Source organism: Pectobacterium wasabiae CFBP 3304, from assembly GCF_001742185.1.
Taxonomy (GTDB): Bacteria; Pseudomonadota; Gammaproteobacteria; order Enterobacterales; family Enterobacteriaceae; genus Pectobacterium; species Pectobacterium wasabiae.
This window is the reverse complement of sequence record NZ_CP015750.1, coordinates 3,799,912-3,817,303: the sequence shown is the minus strand read 5'-3', so window position 1 is coordinate 3,817,303 and position 17,392 is coordinate 3,799,912. Positions and strand designations below refer to the sequence as shown.

15 protein-coding genes and 1 other annotated feature are annotated in these 17,392 nt (G+C 50.3%); of the genes, 13 read left to right on the top strand and 2 right to left on the bottom strand.

The window, feature by feature from the left end:
* Positions 1 to 89: 89 nt before the first annotated feature.
* Positions 90 to 1,448, bottom strand: coding sequence for a 2-hydroxycarboxylate transporter family protein (locus A7983_RS17385; protein ID WP_005967592.1), 1,359 nt, complete (start codon positions 1,446 to 1,448; stop codon positions 90 to 92).
* Between the two features lie 420 nt (positions 1,449 to 1,868).
* On the opposite strand from A7983_RS17385, the gene A7983_RS17380 reads away from it, so the two are divergent.
* The 4 genes from A7983_RS17380 to A7983_RS17365 all read left to right on the top strand — a co-directional run bounded on the left by A7983_RS17380 (position 1,869) and on the right by A7983_RS17365 (position 8,875).
* Positions 1,869 to 3,473, top strand: coding sequence for an ATP-binding protein (locus A7983_RS17380; RefSeq protein ID WP_005967591.1), 1,605 nt, complete (start codon positions 1,869 to 1,871; stop codon positions 3,471 to 3,473).
* A gap of 96 nt (positions 3,474 to 3,569) precedes the next feature.
* Positions 3,570 to 4,271 carry a response regulator gene (locus A7983_RS17375; protein ID WP_005967590.1) on the top strand — a complete coding sequence of 234 codons (702 nt, stop codon included), beginning with the start codon at positions 3,570 to 3,572 and terminating at the stop codon, positions 4,269 to 4,271.
* Positions 4,272 to 4,708: 437 nt separating this feature from the next.
* Positions 4,709 to 6,640: a methyl-accepting chemotaxis protein gene (locus tag A7983_RS17370; protein ID WP_005967589.1), complete on the top strand. Its 1,932-nt coding sequence runs from the start codon at positions 4,709 to 4,711 to the stop codon at positions 6,638 to 6,640.
* Between the two features lie 282 nt (positions 6,641 to 6,922).
* Entirely contained in the window at positions 6,923 to 8,875 is a 1,953-nt protein-coding gene (locus A7983_RS17365) for a methyl-accepting chemotaxis protein (RefSeq protein WP_005967588.1), read from the top strand.
* A 53-nt stretch (positions 8,876 to 8,928) separates the two neighbouring features.
* On the opposite strand, the gene A7983_RS17360 is transcribed toward A7983_RS17365, so the two are convergent.
* Positions 8,929 to 9,771, bottom strand: coding sequence for an SDR family oxidoreductase (locus A7983_RS17360; RefSeq protein WP_005967587.1), 843 nt, complete (start codon positions 9,769 to 9,771; stop codon positions 8,929 to 8,931).
* A gap of 278 nt (positions 9,772 to 10,049) precedes the next feature.
* Between A7983_RS17360 and hisL the strand changes: the two genes are divergently transcribed.
* From hisL to hisIE, 9 genes are all read left to right on the top strand, one after another.
* Positions 10,050 to 10,097 carry a his operon leader peptide gene (hisL, locus tag A7983_RS23980; RefSeq protein ID WP_106389040.1) on the top strand — a complete coding sequence of 16 codons (48 nt, stop codon included), beginning with the start codon at positions 10,050 to 10,052 and terminating at the stop codon, positions 10,095 to 10,097.
* Positions 10,073 to 10,193, top strand: a sequence feature (His leader region). (Overlaps the previous gene by 25 nt.)
* Positions 10,194 to 10,242: 49 nt before the next feature.
* A complete protein-coding gene (gene hisG / locus A7983_RS17355) occupies positions 10,243 to 11,142 on the top strand; it encodes an ATP phosphoribosyltransferase (RefSeq protein WP_005967586.1) in 900 nt (299 codons plus the stop codon).
* A gap of 5 nt (positions 11,143 to 11,147) precedes the next feature.
* Positions 11,148 to 12,476 (top strand): histidinol dehydrogenase, encoded by a 1,329-nt coding sequence (gene hisD / locus A7983_RS17350; protein ID WP_005967585.1) that lies wholly within the window; start codon positions 11,148 to 11,150, stop codon positions 12,474 to 12,476.
* Positions 12,473 to 13,546, top strand: coding sequence for a histidinol-phosphate transaminase (gene hisC, locus A7983_RS17345; protein WP_005967584.1), 1,074 nt, complete (start codon positions 12,473 to 12,475; stop codon positions 13,544 to 13,546). The genes hisD and hisC overlap by 4 nt, the downstream gene beginning before the upstream one ends.
* Before the next feature lie 15 nt (positions 13,547 to 13,561).
* Positions 13,562 to 14,629, top strand: a complete 1,068-nt coding sequence (gene hisB, locus A7983_RS17340) for a bifunctional histidinol-phosphatase/imidazoleglycerol-phosphate dehydratase HisB (RefSeq protein ID WP_005967582.1) — start codon at positions 13,562 to 13,564, stop codon at positions 14,627 to 14,629.
* Positions 14,629 to 15,219, top strand: coding sequence for an imidazole glycerol phosphate synthase subunit HisH (hisH, locus tag A7983_RS17335; protein WP_005967579.1), 591 nt, complete (start codon positions 14,629 to 14,631; stop codon positions 15,217 to 15,219). Before hisB ends, hisH begins: the two co-directional genes overlap by 1 nt.
* A gap of 6 nt (positions 15,220 to 15,225) precedes the next feature.
* On the top strand, positions 15,226 to 15,963 hold the full coding sequence (hisA, locus tag A7983_RS17330; protein ID WP_005967577.1) for a 1-(5-phosphoribosyl)-5-[(5-phosphoribosylamino)methylideneamino]imidazole-4-carboxamide isomerase: 738 nt from the start codon (positions 15,226 to 15,228) through the stop codon (positions 15,961 to 15,963).
* Positions 15,945 to 16,721: an imidazole glycerol phosphate synthase subunit HisF gene (gene hisF, locus A7983_RS17325; protein ID WP_005967575.1), complete on the top strand. Its 777-nt coding sequence runs from the start codon at positions 15,945 to 15,947 to the stop codon at positions 16,719 to 16,721. Before hisA ends, hisF begins: the two co-directional genes overlap by 19 nt.
* A 14-nt stretch (positions 16,722 to 16,735) precedes the next feature.
* A complete protein-coding gene (hisIE, locus tag A7983_RS17320) occupies positions 16,736 to 17,347 on the top strand; it encodes a bifunctional phosphoribosyl-AMP cyclohydrolase/phosphoribosyl-ATP diphosphatase HisIE (protein ID WP_456107104.1) in 612 nt (203 codons plus the stop codon).
* Positions 17,348 to 17,392 lie beyond the last annotated feature (45 nt).

Sequence of the window (17,392 nt, the reverse complement as noted above, 5' to 3'; positions counted from 1 at the left end):
TATTTCGTTAACTTATGTGAGTTGTTCAACACTGTACTTCTCAAAAAGTTATTTCTTTAGCTCAGCAGCTTTTTATTTTCTGAATAACATCAGACTAAAAAGTTGGCGAGTATCAATAGTGAAATCGAAACATTAATAGCACCGCCGATACGTGTGGCAATTTGCGCAAATGGCATCAGCACCATGCGGTTACCCGCCGTCAGAATCGCGACATCACCAGTACCACCCTGCCCACTCTGGCAACAGGAGATAATGGCAACATCAATCGGGTGCATACCGATCTTTTTACCGACAAAGAAGCCAGTCGTGACCAACGCCGCCACGGTAGAAACAATCACTAGCAGATTTTGAATCGTAAAGGCATTCACCAATTCCTGCCACGGCGTAATCGCCACGCCAACAGCAAACAGAATCGGGTATGTCACGGAGGTCTGGAAGAACTTGTAAACGACCTGGGAGCCTTCCAGCATTTTCGGTGAAACGCCGTGAGCCAACTTCACCAGCACCGCGGCAAACAGCATGCCAACCGGTGCAGGCAGGCCAATCACTTTATGGCCCAGCATACCAATCATATACAGCAGGATGGCCAGCAGCGCGCCAGAAGCAATGGTCGTCACATCGGCTTTACCGCTAAAGACAGAAGCAGGAGCGCTGCTCTCGCTGTTGCCCAGACTATTACCTTTATTCGGCATCAGCTCGCCTTCACCAGTCAGGTGCGGATAGCGTTTACCCAACTGATTCAGAATGCCAGCAATGATGATCGCCGTCAGGCTACCCAACATCACGATAGGTAATACGCGCCCCAGAGCGACACCTTGGTCCATATGCAGAATCGCGGCATAACCGATAGACAGCGGGATTGCACCTTCACCCACCCCACCGGCCATAATCGGCAGAATCAGGAAGAAGAAGATTTGGAAAGGGTCCAGACCTAGCGCAATACCCACGCCCATGCCCACCAGCATCCCCACAACTTCACCACACAACATCGGGAAAAAAATACGCAGAAAGCCCTGAATCAGCGTTTGCCGATTCATACTCATAATACTGCCGACAATAATGCAGCAGATGTAGAGATACAGAATATTAGTACTTTTGTAGAACTTGGTCGTGGATTCAACAACAACGTCCGGCAGCAGGCCATAATACACCATCGCCGAGGGGATAAAGGTCGCACAGATTGCCGCCGCCCCCATCTTGCCGATAATCGGTAGGCGCTTGCCAAATTCACCACAGGCAAAGCCAAAGAATGCTAGCGTTGCCACCATAACAACGATGTCGCTTGGCAGTTTCCCACTCAGGCACTCTATACCGATTAATACCCCAGCCAACACAAAAAGCGGTACAGGAATAATACCTATTTTATAGGTATCCAAAATGTGCCACCATTTTTCCTTTAATGAAACCTTCCCAACCGCCTCATTATTTACAATATCAGTAGTACTCATAACTCAGTCCCCGTTTTATTTTGTCAACGAATCATAATGGGCTGGTTAATATTATTATGTGACTCTCTTCAAATTAAAATTCGAGTTTTAAAGGTGTTTATGATTTTTATGGTTTATATTAAAAAAATGATTATTAGGCAGACAGTTAGATGATTTAAACCGCATAATAATTTTTAAGATTTTTATGACGTTTATGGTTTTTATTCCCCAGGTATGATTATGTTGATGAAAAGTAATTAAGTTGTTTATCAAACACAACAGAGTCGTTTAATTTTATCTATTTATTTCCTTCGTCGTATTGGTAATAACATATTTAAACGTGTTATTGCTCACAAGTTTTTTTCTCTCAGCCCATTCTTAATAGTATTCGTGATAAATTCAGTAACTATTTCTAGTTACCCCATAAGGCTCGCGCGTATCATGAGATTGAGACTTTCCTTTCATATCAAATTATTTATCTATTTGATCGTCTTTTTCTCTTCGCTACTGCTAATGACGGGTATCTATTATTATCATGATATCGATAAGCAACTGTATTCTGAGCTGGGTACACGAGCACAGGTGCAAGCCAGAGAGATGGCTATTATTCCGACCCTGATTGAGTCGGTGAAAAATAGAGATATCAAACAGATCCATACCCTTGTCCAGCAATTAAAACAGCGCAGCGATGCAAGCTATATCGTGATCGGTGACAATCAAGCACGCCACCTGTTTCATTCCGAGTACACAGAAAATGACCAACCCGTCGGCACGCAGATGGTCGGCGGAGACAATTTCGACGTATTAGCGGGAAAAAGCGCTATCACGGTGCGCCACGGCAGCATCGGCGTCTCACTACGCAGTAAAGCCCCCATCATTGCCGATGGTCAGGTGATCGGTATTGTCTCCGTGGGCTATCTGAAAACTCACATCGATAGCCTGACGTTCAGTAAACTGGCGCGTATTCTGCTGGCCATTCTGGCGATGTTTGTCGCGCTATTTATCTTTTCCTGGTGGTTCTCACGTAATCTGAAAAAACAGATGTTTGGCCTCGAACCGCTTGAGATCCGCATGCTGGTCAGGCAGCAGAAAGCGTTACTCGAATCGATCTACGAAGGGGTCATCGCGATCGACAAACAGCACCGCATTGCCGCCATTAACCATGCCGCCAAAGAGATCCTCGGGCTGAGCACCCCTTCTCATCTATTACGCGAGAAGCCTATCGATACCGTCATAAAACTCGTGCCCTTCTTCTCCAGCGAAACGATGTGGAGCAGCGATACCCACGATGAGGTCTGTCGTTTTAACCACGCCACCGTGATTGCCAGTCGGGTGCGGATTATGCTGGAAGATGAACTTCAAGGCTGGGTAATCAGTTTCCGTAGTAAAAACGATATTCATACGCTCAGCATGCAGCTTAGCCAAGTGAAACGCTACGCTAACAGCCTGCGTATTCTGCGACATGAGCAGTTGAATTGGACCGCGACGCTGGCCGGGCTGTTGCACTTAAAACGCTATGACGAAGCCATCAAATATATTGAAGCGCAGTCAGAAAGCGCACAGGTGGTGTTGGATTTTGTTTCCCGCCGTTTCTGCTCACCCGCGTTGTGCGGGCTGCTGTTGGGCAAGTACGCGACAGCGCGAGAAAAAGGCATTGAGATTGTTTTCGACCCACGCTGCCAGCTCACCCATATTCCTGCCGCACTGAGTGAAACGGAGCTGATGTCGATTATTGGTAATTTGCTGGATAACGCAATGGAAGCCACATTGGCCACAATTACGCCGCATTATCCTGTCGAAGTGTACATCTATGACAGTGAACAAGAGTTGGTCATTGAAGTCGCCGATCAGGGAACAGGAATCGATCCGGCGATTGCTGATAGCCTATTTGAAATGGGCGTGACTAGTAAAATACAGGGCGATCACGGGCTGGGACTACATCTGGTCGCCAGCTACGTTAATCAGGCCCGAGGAATCATTGAAGTTTCGGCCAACCAGCCGAATGGCAGCATATTTTCCCTATTTATACCGCTATCACCTCAATAATTTGAGCTGCCGTAGGGTAAACCATGCATAGACAAATTACGGTATAGCGGGCGATAGATCTTCTTTATCTTTCAGAGACTAACAGGGATTCATATCATGCAGCACACTAAACATTTCGATGTATTAATCGTTGAAGATGAAAGTAAGCTGGCAAATATTCATGCTGAATTTATTGAAAAAAATTTCAATCTGCATGTCGTAGGCATTGCCTCTACGCTTTTTGAAGCCAAAAAGCTCCTTCAGCAGCACAAACCGCGTCTGATCCTGCTTGATAACTATTTGCCCGACGGTGAGGGGGTTTCGCTGATTGAAAGCCAATTACTTAAAGGTATGAACTGTTCCGTCATTTTTATTACCGCCGCCAGCGATATGGATACGTGCGCTCAGGCGATTCGCTGTGGTGCCTTTGATTACATCATCAAACCGCTCTCTTACCCACGACTGCATTCTTCACTCGAGCGCTTTATTCAATTCGTAAAAACCCAGCACACATACAAAGTTGTCGATCAGCAGAATGTCGATATTCTCTATCAGTTGCAATCGTCTGGCGCTGCCCCCTCCGCCGCCACAAAAGGGATTGAGGAGAACACGCTGGGGTTAATCAAACAGATTTTTGCCAATGATGGGGGTGAGACGTTCCACTCTGTCGATGATATTGTCGAAAAAACCGGGCTTAGTAAAACCACGGCGCGCCGCTACCTCGAATTCTGTGTCGAAAGTCAATTCCTCGACATCGAAATGCGTTACGGCAAAATTGGTCACCCGCGGCGGTTGTATCGTACCAAGATTGCCAGCTAGATGCGGCAACCACACCCTATGTCGGCAAATCTCGCCGCCATAGGGCAATATGCGATGAAAGTGCGATAAAAGAGCAGCGTCATTAGCCAATCGGTTGGATTCGCTAGAATTAAGACTGGCCTTACCCATTCATTATTTTCATTCTATTTATATTTCAATATATTTCTAAACTAACCACTTTCTTCTCTATTTTTTAAAAATTAAAAAAACAACCACAATTTCCTGTGTTTATTCTTATAACGATTAAAGTAACACAGCTTGGTAATTCAACCGGCTCCTGCTGTGCAGTTGTCCAACGGAGAGAGAGAAACCTCACAAATTATTATTAGTTTCTTTTCTCACACTAAAAAAAATCACCACGAATCCGATAAACACTATGGATCATATCTGTATTCATTTGCTACCCGACACCAGTAATTTATCCCCGGAGAGACATCATGTTCTTAGCCAAAAAAATCAGAAATCTTAAAATATCCCAAAAGCTTTATCTTGGGTTCGGGGTCATTCTGCTACTGGTCATCGTTGCATCGCTACTCAGCGCGGGGCGCTTTAGGGAAATTCGTGATATCTATGAGAAAACCAACCTTATTTACAACATCAATATCGAGGTCTTTCAGGCAAAAATAAACCGCCTGAAGTATTTTTACTCATATGATGAAAAGTCGCGTGAAACCATGGCGGGTTTCGTTAAACACGCCTCAGAATTAACGACCGAAGCGAAAACGCTTTCGTGGAGTCAGGAAGGGTTAACTCTCATCAATGACCTCAGCCAACACCTGACCGAATTCCAGAACGCTATCACCGAGATGGGGAAAGCCACGCAACGCGTGGTAGAAAACCGCGACAAAATCAGCGCCGCCAACGGACAAAACGTGACGACTGACTTTTACGCCAGGCTACGCCAGCAGCCTTCTGATAGTGCCACGCAGTATCAGGCTGAAGATCTGGCAACACAGGTTTCAGAACTGAAGCAGCTATCCTATGAGTTGCAGCTTAAGCAAAATGCCGATGCGGCAAAGATACTCGATGAAGCCTTTAGCCACTTTGACAGCCGCTACCTGGCCACCGCTGCGGCACTAACGCCTGAACAAAAGGTCGCCGCAGAAGGCTTGCAAAGCTATGTCACCCGCTATAAAAAACTCAATAATGACTATTTCCAGAGCATCAACGACCTGAAAAAAGCGGAAGACGGCGTGAAGGTTGGTGGGGATAAAAGCAGCGCCTCCATTAAAGCGCTTATCGCTATCGTCAAAGAGAAGAACGACGCACTGGCATACGGCTCCGCTACCATCACGATGATCATTGGCCTTATTGCGGTGGTAATCGGCATCATCATTTCACTGCTGATTACCCGCCAAATCACCCGCCCCGTGATCCATAATCTCTCTCTGGCAGAAAAAATCGCCGCGGGCGATCTCACCTCAACAATAGTGGCTGACCGCGATGATGAACTGGGCCAATTAACGGCGGCAATGGGGAGAATGAATGAAAAACTGCGCCATATGATCAGCGATGTACGGGACAGTGTGGATAGTGTTTCAACCTCAGCGGCCAAGATTGCCGCCGGTAATAGCGATCTCTCGTCCCGCACCGAGCAGCAGTCTGCCGCCGTAGTAGAAACTGCCGCCAGCATGGAAGAATTGACATCGACCGTTAAAAACAACGCCGAGAACGCCAAACAGGCGAGTCAAATCAGTACCGAAGCCTCACAAAATGCGTACAAAGGCGGCGAAGTGGTACGGGATGTGGTGGATACCATGTCTGGCATTTCAGACAGTTCACGGAAAATTGCCGACATTACCGCCGTTATCAACAGTATTGCTTTCCAAACCAATATTTTGGCGCTTAACGCCGCCGTAGAAGCCGCTCGAGCCGGGGAACAAGGTCGTGGATTCGCCGTGGTTGCCAGCGAGGTACGGACGCTTTCCCAACGCACGTCTCAAGCCGCAAAAGAGATCGCCAGCCTGATATCCGAATCAGTATCACGTATCAATGTGGGAACGCAGTTGGTAGCCAATGCGGGAACGGCGATGGATCAGATCGTCTCCTCCGTTTCACGGGTTAACGACATCATGGGAGAAATCGCCTCCGCCTCCGACGAGCAAAGCCGTGGCATTGAGCAAATCTCCCGCGCCATCAGCGAGCTTGATACGACCACGCAACAAAATGCGGCGCTGGTGATGGAATCCTCCATTTCCGCTAACTCGCTGGAAGAACAGTCTGCGATATTGGAAAGTATGGTAGCTAACTTCCGCCTGTCGGATAACGAGGGACGTAAAAAAGCGAATATCCCCCGTTTGCCCCCACAGCAGAAGCACTTATTGCCCGCATCAAAACAATCGCAGGACTCTGGCTGGACAACGTTCTAACGGTTCAATCTCCCAGCCCTGATATTACGTCAGGGCTGGCACCAATACGTTAATGACACCTAGTCAATAAATCGTCAAATAATCAGCAGGTTACGTTATTTTGGCAATATTTACATAAAAAACCATGCATTTGCACAGTCCATCTTGATGCCCATCACAGAACGTTATTATCTCCGACGTTGACACTAACATAGAGATAACAAAGTCCGATAACTCCTAGTAGGTAAAAGTGTAATCGTAGTCAGTTTTTTTACTAAAAAGCGTCATACATGGAGAGTTATAATGCAGCATCTTGCTAGTCGAATTCGTAACACAAAAATTGCACATAAACTGTATGCGGGATTTGGCATTATTTTATTACTCGTGATTATTGCCTCATCGCTTAGTATGAACAGATTCGTTGCTATTCGAGATATTTATGAGAAAACCAATCTTATTTATAGCGTAAACATTGAGGTCTTTCAGGCAAAAATAAATCGTGTTAAATATTTCTACGCACCCGATGAAAAAACAAAAGATATTCTGGCTAAATTTGTTAAAAGCGCCACAGACTTAACAGACAGTGCAAAAACGCTGGCCTGGAGCACTGATGAATTGGGTCACATCAACAGCTTAAAAGAAAATCTAGAAGGCTTTCAGACAGCAGTTTCCGCCATGTCCGTTGCAACACAAAAAGCGGTTGAGATTCAGGGGAAAGTGAATCAACTACATGCACAAGCTACACTGGAACCCGTTGCTCTGACCATTCATAACACCAGCGCATTCCCCGATAATGATGCTTATTACGCTATTAGCAAACTGGCTTTCTTGTTAAGTGAAGTACAAAAACTGAGTTATGAGCTGCAAATAACAAAAGATGAAAAAACATTAACCGCGCTGAATACACGTTATGCAGAAACGGAATCAGCCTATCAGGCATTACCGATTTTACCTGCCGACCTGAAAGGTCTGGCTGATACATTACGAAACAACATTAAACAATACCAACAGCTTAATGCTGATTATTACACCGCTTTCGATGACGTGAAAAAAGCAGAATATCTGGTCATGAGAGCAGGAACAAAGAGCAGCGCAGATATCAACGCGCTTACTGCCATTATCAAGGCGAAAAATGATGAATTAGCCTATAACTCTGCCACTATCACGATGATTATCGGTCTCATTGCCGTCATTATTGGCATCATCATTTCAATCTACATTACCCGGATTATCACCAGACCCATCATCCATAATTTGTCGCTGGCGGAACGGATTGCCAGTGGCGATCTGACTACGACGATTCATACCGATCGCCACGATGAACTAGGAAGACTCACCCATGCGATGGGGACGATGAATGAACAGTTACGCCACGTTATTTCCGAAGTACGGGACAGCGTAGGCAGTGTCAGCCAATCGGCGAGTAAAATCGCCACAGGCAATAGCGATCTGTCGTCGCGTACCGAGCAGCAGTCGGCGGCCGTCGTTGAAACCGCAGCCAGCATGGAAGAACTCACCTCAACGGTGAAAAACAACGCCGACAATGCCAAGCATGCCAGCCAGATCGCTGCCGATGCCTCCAAGAACGCGCTTAAAGGCGGCGAGGTCGTGAAACAGGTGGTGACGACGATGGACAATATCGCGGCCAGCTCCAGGAAAATCGCCGATATCACCACCGTCATCAACAGTATTGCCTTCCAGACCAACATTCTGGCGCTGAACGCCGCAGTAGAAGCCGCGCGCGCCGGTGAACAAGGCCGTGGTTTTGCCGTGGTCGCGGGCGAAGTGCGCAGTTTGTCGCAACGCAGCTCTCAGGCAGCCAAAGATATTGAGGCGCTGATCGCAGAATCGGTTGAACGTACCAATGCGGGTAGCCATCTTGTTGCGGTTGCCGGAGAAACCATGGAGCAAATCGTCGATTCCGTTTCCCGCGTGAACGACATTATGGGGGAAATATCATCCGCCTCTGAGGAACAGAGCCGAGGAATTGGGCAAATCGCGCAGGCCATTAGCGAACTGGACACCACCACGCAGCAGAATGCCTCGCTGGTAATGGAATCCTCCATTTCCGCCAATTCACTGGAAGAACAGGCGGTACTGTTAGAGAAATTGCTTGAACACTTCCGCGTGTCTCAATCCGACAACCGTGTGGCCTCACGCACATCCCCCTCCACGCCACGCCATGCGTTGCCAAACCGAGTATCAACAACAGACAAAAAAGCGGCTTCGTCAGAAAGCGACTGGACGTCGTTTTAGCGTCTACCGCCCGGAGAGCATCCGCTCATCCGGGCGTACCACAACGCGAGTTCTTAACGCGGTGAACTCTCGTTCAACGGCATCGTTGAAGGATTAGGATACTGATAGTCAAATCCAAGCTCATGACAGATACGCTGCCCATCAACAATCCGACCCTGAGTGCTATCGATGACGGGTGCAAACTGCGGCGGAGACACCTGTAATCTGCGCGCCTGTTCAGGGTAAAAGACTTGTCTGGCAGGATGTTCTGGCGCGCACAGGTTATAGACATGCCCACCGGTCGGTAGCTTAAGCAGCAATAGGATCGCCGACAGCACATCTTCCTGATGCACCAGATTCACACCATGATTACCGCGCGGCAGGTTGGTTTTGCCAGAGAGGAAACGTCCAGGGTGGCGATCGCCGCCGATCAGCCCCGCAAGACGCAAGATATCCACCGAGATATCCGGTAAGTGTTGCAACCACTGTTCGAGGGACACCAGCGTCTTGCCTGCGACCGTCGCCGGCTGTAGCGGCGAGGTTTCTCTTACTGTACCGTTACCGTCGCCATAGACCGAGGTTGAACTGGTGAAGATGATGCGCGGGACATGATACACACGAGCCATATTTACCAACTGCTGTACCGCCTGTGCATACCCCTCGCCCCCTTCTGCCGTTCGGCTGGCAGGTAACGTCACAATTAATACGTCAACCTGTAGTAATGCACTCAGCTCCTCAGCGTCACATTCCAGTTCAGGCGTCAGAGCCAGTTGATAGCATTCAATCCCGCTCATCCGCGCCGCTTCGACGCCATCTGACGTGGTTTTCGTGCCCACCACGTGGTAACCGTGCCCATTCAGCACCAGAGCCAACGGCATACCCAGCCACCCCAATCCCACAATCGATACTTTCTTCATCTGCCGTTCTCCCCTGCAAGGAGCTTGTAATTAACACCTATGTCTACAGAGTAAACGGCTTTTACGCCCATCGCTACGGAGCCTGTCCGATTTCAACAGGCTTTTCTGCCTATCGGGAGCCGATATCCCGCGCGATTATGCTGGCACATCACGCATTCAAAACGAACTTTCCCTCTCTGCTAAAAAAATGTTGCACAACGGCCCGCACATGGTTTAGGTTATTCGACAGATAAATCGCTATTGATTTAATAAACACTGGCACAACAAAGAGACATTTTATGACACGCGTTCTGTTTAACCACCATCATCACCATCATCCTGATTAGTCTTCGGGCAGTTGGTGCTGGAAGACGTTCGGATCTTCCAGTGGCGCAGAACACAAAGAGAGCCCTCGGAAGATCATCTTCCGAGGGTTTTTTTATGCTCGCTATATTTCTAAAAATTTAAATTTGACAGGTTAATGAGGTTTCCATGCTGGATAAAACACGTTTACGGATAGCAATGCAGAAGTCAGGCCGCCTGAGCGACGATTCACGCGAACTGCTGGCGCGCTGCGGGATCAAAATCAACTTGCAGCAACAGCGCCTAATCGCATTTGCAGAAAATATGCCGATTGATATCTTACGCGTGCGTGATGACGATATCCCCGGCCTGGTGATGGATGGCGTAGTCGATCTGGGCATCATCGGCGAAAACGTGCTGGAAGAAGAGTTGTTAAACCGCCGTGCACAGGGCGAAGATCCACGTTACTTTACGCTGCGCCGTCTCGATTTTGGCGGCTGCCGCCTGTCGCTGGCAATGCCGTTGGACGAGGCTTATACCGGCCCTGAGTGCCTGAAAAATAAACGTATTGCCACCTCGTATCCTCACCTGCTCAAACAATATCTCGACAGAAAATCTGTCAATTTCAAGTCCTGTCTGCTCAACGGTTCCGTCGAAGTCGCACCGCGTGCGGGTCTGGCCGATGCCATCTGCGATCTGGTATCAACGGGCGCTACGCTAGAAGCCAACGGCCTGCGCGAAGTCGAAGTCATTTACCGCTCCAAAGCCTGCCTGATTCAGCGCGATGGCGAAATGCCAGAAGAGAAACAGCAACTGATCGATAAACTGCTGACCCGTATGCAAGGCGTGATTCAGGCACGTGAATCCAAATACATTATGCTGCACGCGCCTAGCGAACGTCTGGACGAAGTCATTGCCCTGCTGCCAGGTGCCGAACGCCCGACCATTCTGCCGCTGGCTGGCGATCAAAGCCGCGTTGCCATGCACATGGTCAGCAGCGAAACGCTGTTCTGGGAAACCATGGAAAAACTGAAGTCGTTAGGCGCCAGCTCTATTCTGGTCCTGCCCATTGAGAAAATGATGGAGTGATGGCGATGGCTGACAACACCAAAAGCATCGGCAGTTTCAGCACGATCGTTGACTGGCAGCGCTGTTCAGTTGAAGAGCAGCGTCAGTTGCTGACACGCCCGGCCATTTCGGCGTCAGACCGCATTACCGCTGTCGTGAGCGATATTCTGACCAACGTGAAAAGCCGTGGTGATAGCGCTTTACGCGACTACAGCGCACAGTTCGATAAGGTTCAGGTGAATGCGATCCGCGTCACCGATGCCGAGATTGCCGCCGCATCCACCCGGCTGGGTGATGAAGTAAAACAGGCCATGGCCATCGCCGTGCGTAATATCGAGACATTCCACAACGCGCAAAAACTGCCGATTGTCGATATCGAAACGCAGCCAGGCGTGCGTTGCCAGCAGATTACTCGCCCTATCGCGACCGTTGGTCTGTATATTCCAGGAGGATCAGCTCCACTGCCGTCAACCGTGTTGATGCTGGGAACACCTTCACGTATCGCCGGCTGTGGCCGAGTGGTGCTGTGTTCGCCGCCGCCTATTGCCGATGAAATTCTGTATGCTGCACAACTGTGCGGCATTAAAGAAGTCTTTCAGCTTGGTGGCGCGCAAGCGATTGCTGCCATGGCGTTTGGCACCGATAGCGTGCCGAAAGTGGATAAAATTTTTGGCCCCGGCAATGCCTACGTCACTGAAGCCAAACGTCAGATCAGCCAGCAGCTTGATGGCGCAGCGATTGATATGCCCGCAGGCCCATCCGAAGTGTTGGTTATCGCTGACAGCGGTGCCACACCAGCGTTCGTTGCCTCCGACCTATTGTCACAGGCAGAGCATGGCCCGGATTCACAGGTCATTCTTCTCACGCCTGACGCCACAATGGCCAAAGCCGTCGCAGACGCCGTTGAAGAGCAGCTCACACACCTGTCTCGTGCCGACATCGCGCGTCAGGCGCTTGCCAGCAGCCGCGTCATTGTCGCGCGTGATTTGGCGCAGTGCATTGAAATCAGTAATCAATATGGTCCAGAGCACCTAATCATCCAGACGCGCGATGCCGAATCACTGGTTGATAGCATCACCAGCGCCGGTTCCGTGTTCCTTGGCGACTGGTCGCCAGAATCCGCTGGTGACTATGCCTCCGGTACTAACCATGTTCTGCCGACCTACGGCTATACCTCGACCTATTCGAGTCTGGGTTTGGCTGATTTTCAGAAGCGCATGACCGTACAGCAGCTCACGCCACAGGGGTTACTGCAACTGGCGCCAACAATAGAAATTCTGGCACAGGCCGAACAACTGACCGCCCACAAAAACGCCGTTACTCTGCGTGTTGCAGCACTGAAGGAGCAAGCATGAGCAACATTGAAGAACTGGCACGCGCAAATGTTCGTGCGCTGACCCCGTACCAATCTGCCCGTCGTCTGGGCGGCAATGGCGATGTCTGGTTGAATGCCAATGAATATCCTGAAGCACCGGAATTTCAGTTAACGTTGCAAACGCTGAACCGCTATCCTGAATGCCAGCCGGTAACGGTCATCAACCGCTACGCCGAGTATGCGGGCGTAACGCCAGAACAGGTTTTGGTCAGCCGAGGCGCTGATGAAGGGATCGAATTGCTGATTCGCGCATTCTGCGAACCGGGGAAAGACGCTATTCTTTTCTGTCCCCCGACTTACGGCATGTACGCCGTCAGCGCCGAGACGTTTGGTGTCGAACGCCGCACGGCGGCGAGCAAATCAGACTGGCAGTTGGATCTTGAGGCGATTGAGGCGCAACTGGATGGCACCAAAGTCATTTACGTTTGTAGCCCGAACAACCCGACCGGCAACCTAATTGCACGGGATGATTTACGCCAACTGCTAACTCTGGCACAGGGAAAAGCGCTGGTTGTTATCGATGAGGCCTATATTGAATTTTGTCCGCAGGCATCCACGGCGGGCTGGCTGGCTGAATTCCCTCATCTGGTGATCCTGCGTACCTTGTCCAAAGCCTTTTCACTCGCTGGATTGCGCTGCGGCTTTACGCTGGCAAACCCTGACGTGATTCAACTTCTGCTGAAAGTCATTGCACCTTATCCGCTGTCCACTCCCGTGGCAGATATCGCTGCACAGGCCTTGAGCCATGAAGGGATCGCCAAAATGAAGGCGAATGTGGCAGAGGTTACCGCCAATCGCCGCTGGCTGAGCGATACCCTGAAAAATATTCCCTGCATTGAAGAGGTATTCCACAGCGAGAGTAATTACTTGCTAGTGCGCTTTACCGCCTCCCCTGCTGTATTTAAAACGCTGTGGGATCAGGGCATTATTTTGCGTGACCAAAATAAGCAACCCAGCCTCGCAGGCTGTTTGCGCATTACTATCGGCAACCGCTACGAATGTGAACGCGTTGTTGCTGCATTACAATCATTGCCGGGCATCAACGCTTAATTTTAAGGAGCTCACGTGGGCCAGAAATACCTCTTTATCGACCGTGACGGAACATTGATTGCTGAACCGCCTGAGGATTTTCAGGTTGACCGTCTGGATAAACTGGCGCTGGAACCAGATGTCATTCCCTCGCTGCTGGCGCTGCAAAAGGCCGGTTATACGCTGGTGATGATTACGAATCAGGATGGGCTGGGAACCGATAGCTTTCCACAGGAAACCTTCGATCCGCCGCACAACCTGATGATGCAGATTCTGACATCGCAGGGCATCAATTTTGAGCACGTGCTGATCTGCCCACATTTACCGGCCGATAACTGCACCTGCCGCAAACCCAAGACCGAACTGGTGACAGCCTATTTGAACGACGGCTTGATGGATGTGGCAAATAGCTACGTCATCGGCGACCGCCAGACCGATATCCAACTGGCACAAAATATGGGGATCGGCGGCCTGCTCTACCAACGTGGCAGCCTGAACTGGCAAGCGATAACCAACCAACTGACCAAGCGAAACCGTCATGCGCACGTCAACCGCGTCACGCGTGAAACCGCGATTGATGTGAATGTCTGGCTGGATCAGGAAGGCGGTAGCAAAATCAACACTGGCGTCGGTTTCTTCGATCACATGCTGGATCAAATCGCCACTCACGGCGGGTTCCGCATGAACATTGAAGTAAAAGGCGATCTGTACATTGACGATCACCACACGGTGGAAGATACCGGTCTGGCGCTGGGCGAAGCCCTGAATAAAGCGCTGGGCGACAAACGCGGCATTGGCCGTTTTGGCTTCGTTCTGCCGATGGACGAGTGCCTGGCACGCTGTGCGCTGGATATTTCAGGACGTCCGCATCTGGAATATAAAGCTGAATTCAACTATCAGCGCGTCGGCGATCTGAGTACGGAAATGGTCGAACACTTCTTCCGCTCACTGTCTTATTCCATGGCCTGTACGTTACACCTGAAAACCAAAGGACGTAACGATCATCATCGCGTGGAAAGCCTGTTTAAAGTATTCGGACGCACGCTGCGCCAGGCTATTCGAGTTGAAGGCGACACGCTGCCGAGTTCGAAAGGAGTGCTCTGATGAAGGTCGTCATTCTTGATACTGGCTGCGCTAATCTCTCTTCGGTGACCTACGCCGTGCAGCGGTTGGGGTATACGCCCGTTGTGAGCCGTGAGGCCGAGATTGTCCTGCAAGCGGACAAGCTGTTTCTGCCGGGGGTTGGCACCGCGCAGGCCGCAATGAATCAACTGGAAGAGCGCGACCTGATTGCGTTGATCAAGGCCTGTACCCAGCCCGTTCTCGGTATTTGCCTCGGCATGCAGTTGCTGGGCACAAACAGCGACGAAAACGGTGGTATCCCCACGTTGGGAATTGTCGATGCACCCGTGAAAAAGATGGTTGATCACGGCTTGCCGCTGCCGCACATGGGCTGGAATCAGGTCATTCCGAAGGCCGGACATCGTTTGTTCCGCGATATCGATGACAGTGCCTATTTCTATTTCGTTCACAGCTATGCCATGCCGGTCTGCGAAAACACGATTGCACAAGCCAACTATGGCGAAGCCTTCACCGCCGCGCTGGAAAAAGATAACTTCTTTGGCGTGCAGTTCCACCCTGAACGTTCGGGTGCTGCGGGCGCGCAACTGCTGAAAAACTTTCTGGAGATGTAGAACGTCATGATTATTCCCGCTTTAGATCTGATTGATGGACAGGTTGTCCGTCTGCATCAGGGTGATTATGGCCAACAGCGCCAGTATGGTAGCGATCCGCTTCCCCGTTTACAGGATTACCAGCAGCAAGGTGCAGGTGTGCTGCATTTGGTGGATTTAACCGGTGCAAAAGATCCTTCTGCGCGCCAAATCCCCTTGTTAACCACGCTATTGGCAGGCGTTAGCGTACCGGTTCAAATCGGCGGCGGTATCCGCACCGAACAGGACGTGGAAGCGTTACTAAAAGCCGGTGCCAGCCGTGTCGTCATCGGGTCTACCGCCGTTAAACAGCCGGAACTCGTTCAGCAATGGTTCACCCGCTACGGCGCAGAAGCACTGGTGCTGGCGCTGGATGTGCGTATCGACGCTAACGGTACGAAGTTTGTCGCCATCAGCGGCTGGCAGGAGAATTCAGACGCCACGCTTGAACAGGTCGTTGAACAATATCTACCGTTCGGTCTGAAACATGTACTGTGCACCGACATTTCTCGTGACGGTACGCTGAGCGGTTCCAACGTCGAGCTCTATCGTGAAATCAGTCAGCGCTACCCGCAGATTGCCTTTCAGGCATCCGGCGGCATCGGTAACCTGACTGATATCGCCAATTTGCGCGGCAGCGGTGTGCAGGGCGTTATCGTTGGTCGTGCACTACTGGAAGGTAAATTTAACGTCGCGGAGGCAATTTCATGCTGGCAAAACGGATAATCCCCTGTCTGGACGTGCGTAACGGTCAGGTCGTCAAAGGCGTGCAGTTCCGCAACCACGAAATCATCGGTGACATCGTGCCGCTGGCGCAACGTTACGCGCAAGAAGGCGCTGATGAGCTGGTGTTTTATGATATCACCGCCTCTTCCGACGGCCGTGTGGTCGACAAAAGCTGGGTATCCCGTGTCGCGGAAGTGATTGATATTCCTTTCTGCGTAGCGGGCGGCATTAAAAGCGTGGAAGAAGCAGGTCAGATCCTCTCTTTCGGCGCAGATAAAATTTCCATCAACTCACCGGCACTGGCCGACCCAGAGCTGATTACCCGATTGGCCGATCGCTATGGCGTTCAGTGCATCGTTGTCGGGATTGATACCTGGCATGATGCCGCCACTGGCCGATACCATGTCAATCAATACACCGGCGACGAAACCCGTACCAAGGTCACTACTTGGGAAACACTGGACTGGGTACAAGAAGTGCAAAAACGCGGTGCGGGCGAGATTGTCCTGAACATGATGAATCAGGACGGCGTGCGCAACGGCTATGATTTACACCAGTTGAATCTGGTGCGTGATGTCTGCAACGTCCCGCTGATTGCTTCCGGCGGCGCAGGCACCATGGAACATTTTCTGGATGCGTTCCAAACCGCCCACGTGGATGGCGCACTGGCAGCATCGGTGTTTCACAAGCAAATTATTAATATTGGCGAACTGAAACAATATCTTAAGCAACAAGGTGTGGAGATTCGAGTGTGTTAAGCGAAGAGTGTTTTCTGAACGACGAACAACGAAACCAACTCGATTGGGAAAAAACGGACGGCATGCTGCCGGTTGTCGTGCAACATGCGATATCCGGTGAAGTACTGATGCTGGGCTACATGAACCAGGAGGCGTTGCAGGCTACCGAAGCGAGCGGCAAGGTGACGTTTTTCTCACGTACCAAGCAGCGGTTGTGGACGAAGGGCGAATCCTCCGGCCATTTCCTCAACGTCATCTCTATCACGCCAGACTGCGATAACGACACACTGCTGATTCTGGTTAAGCCTATTGGGCCAACCTGCCATCTGGGCACCAGCAGTTGTTTCTCGCCTGCTGCCAGCGACTGGACGTTCCTCTATCAGTTAGAGCAACTGCTGGCCGAGCGTAAGCATGCCGACCCAGATAGTTCTTACACTGCACGTCTGTATGCCAGCGGCACCAAGCGCATTGCGCAAAAAGTCGGTGAGGAAGGATTGGAAGCGGCATTAGCGGCAACGGTGCACGACCGTGAAGAGCTGACCAACGAAGCTGCGGATTTAATGTATCACCTGCTGGTACTGTTGCAGGATCAGGATTTAGATCTGGCAACCATCATCAACCGCCTGAAAGAACGTCACAATAAATAAGCCGTCCCCCGTGTTATCGTCCATCAATAATACGGGGAAAGACAA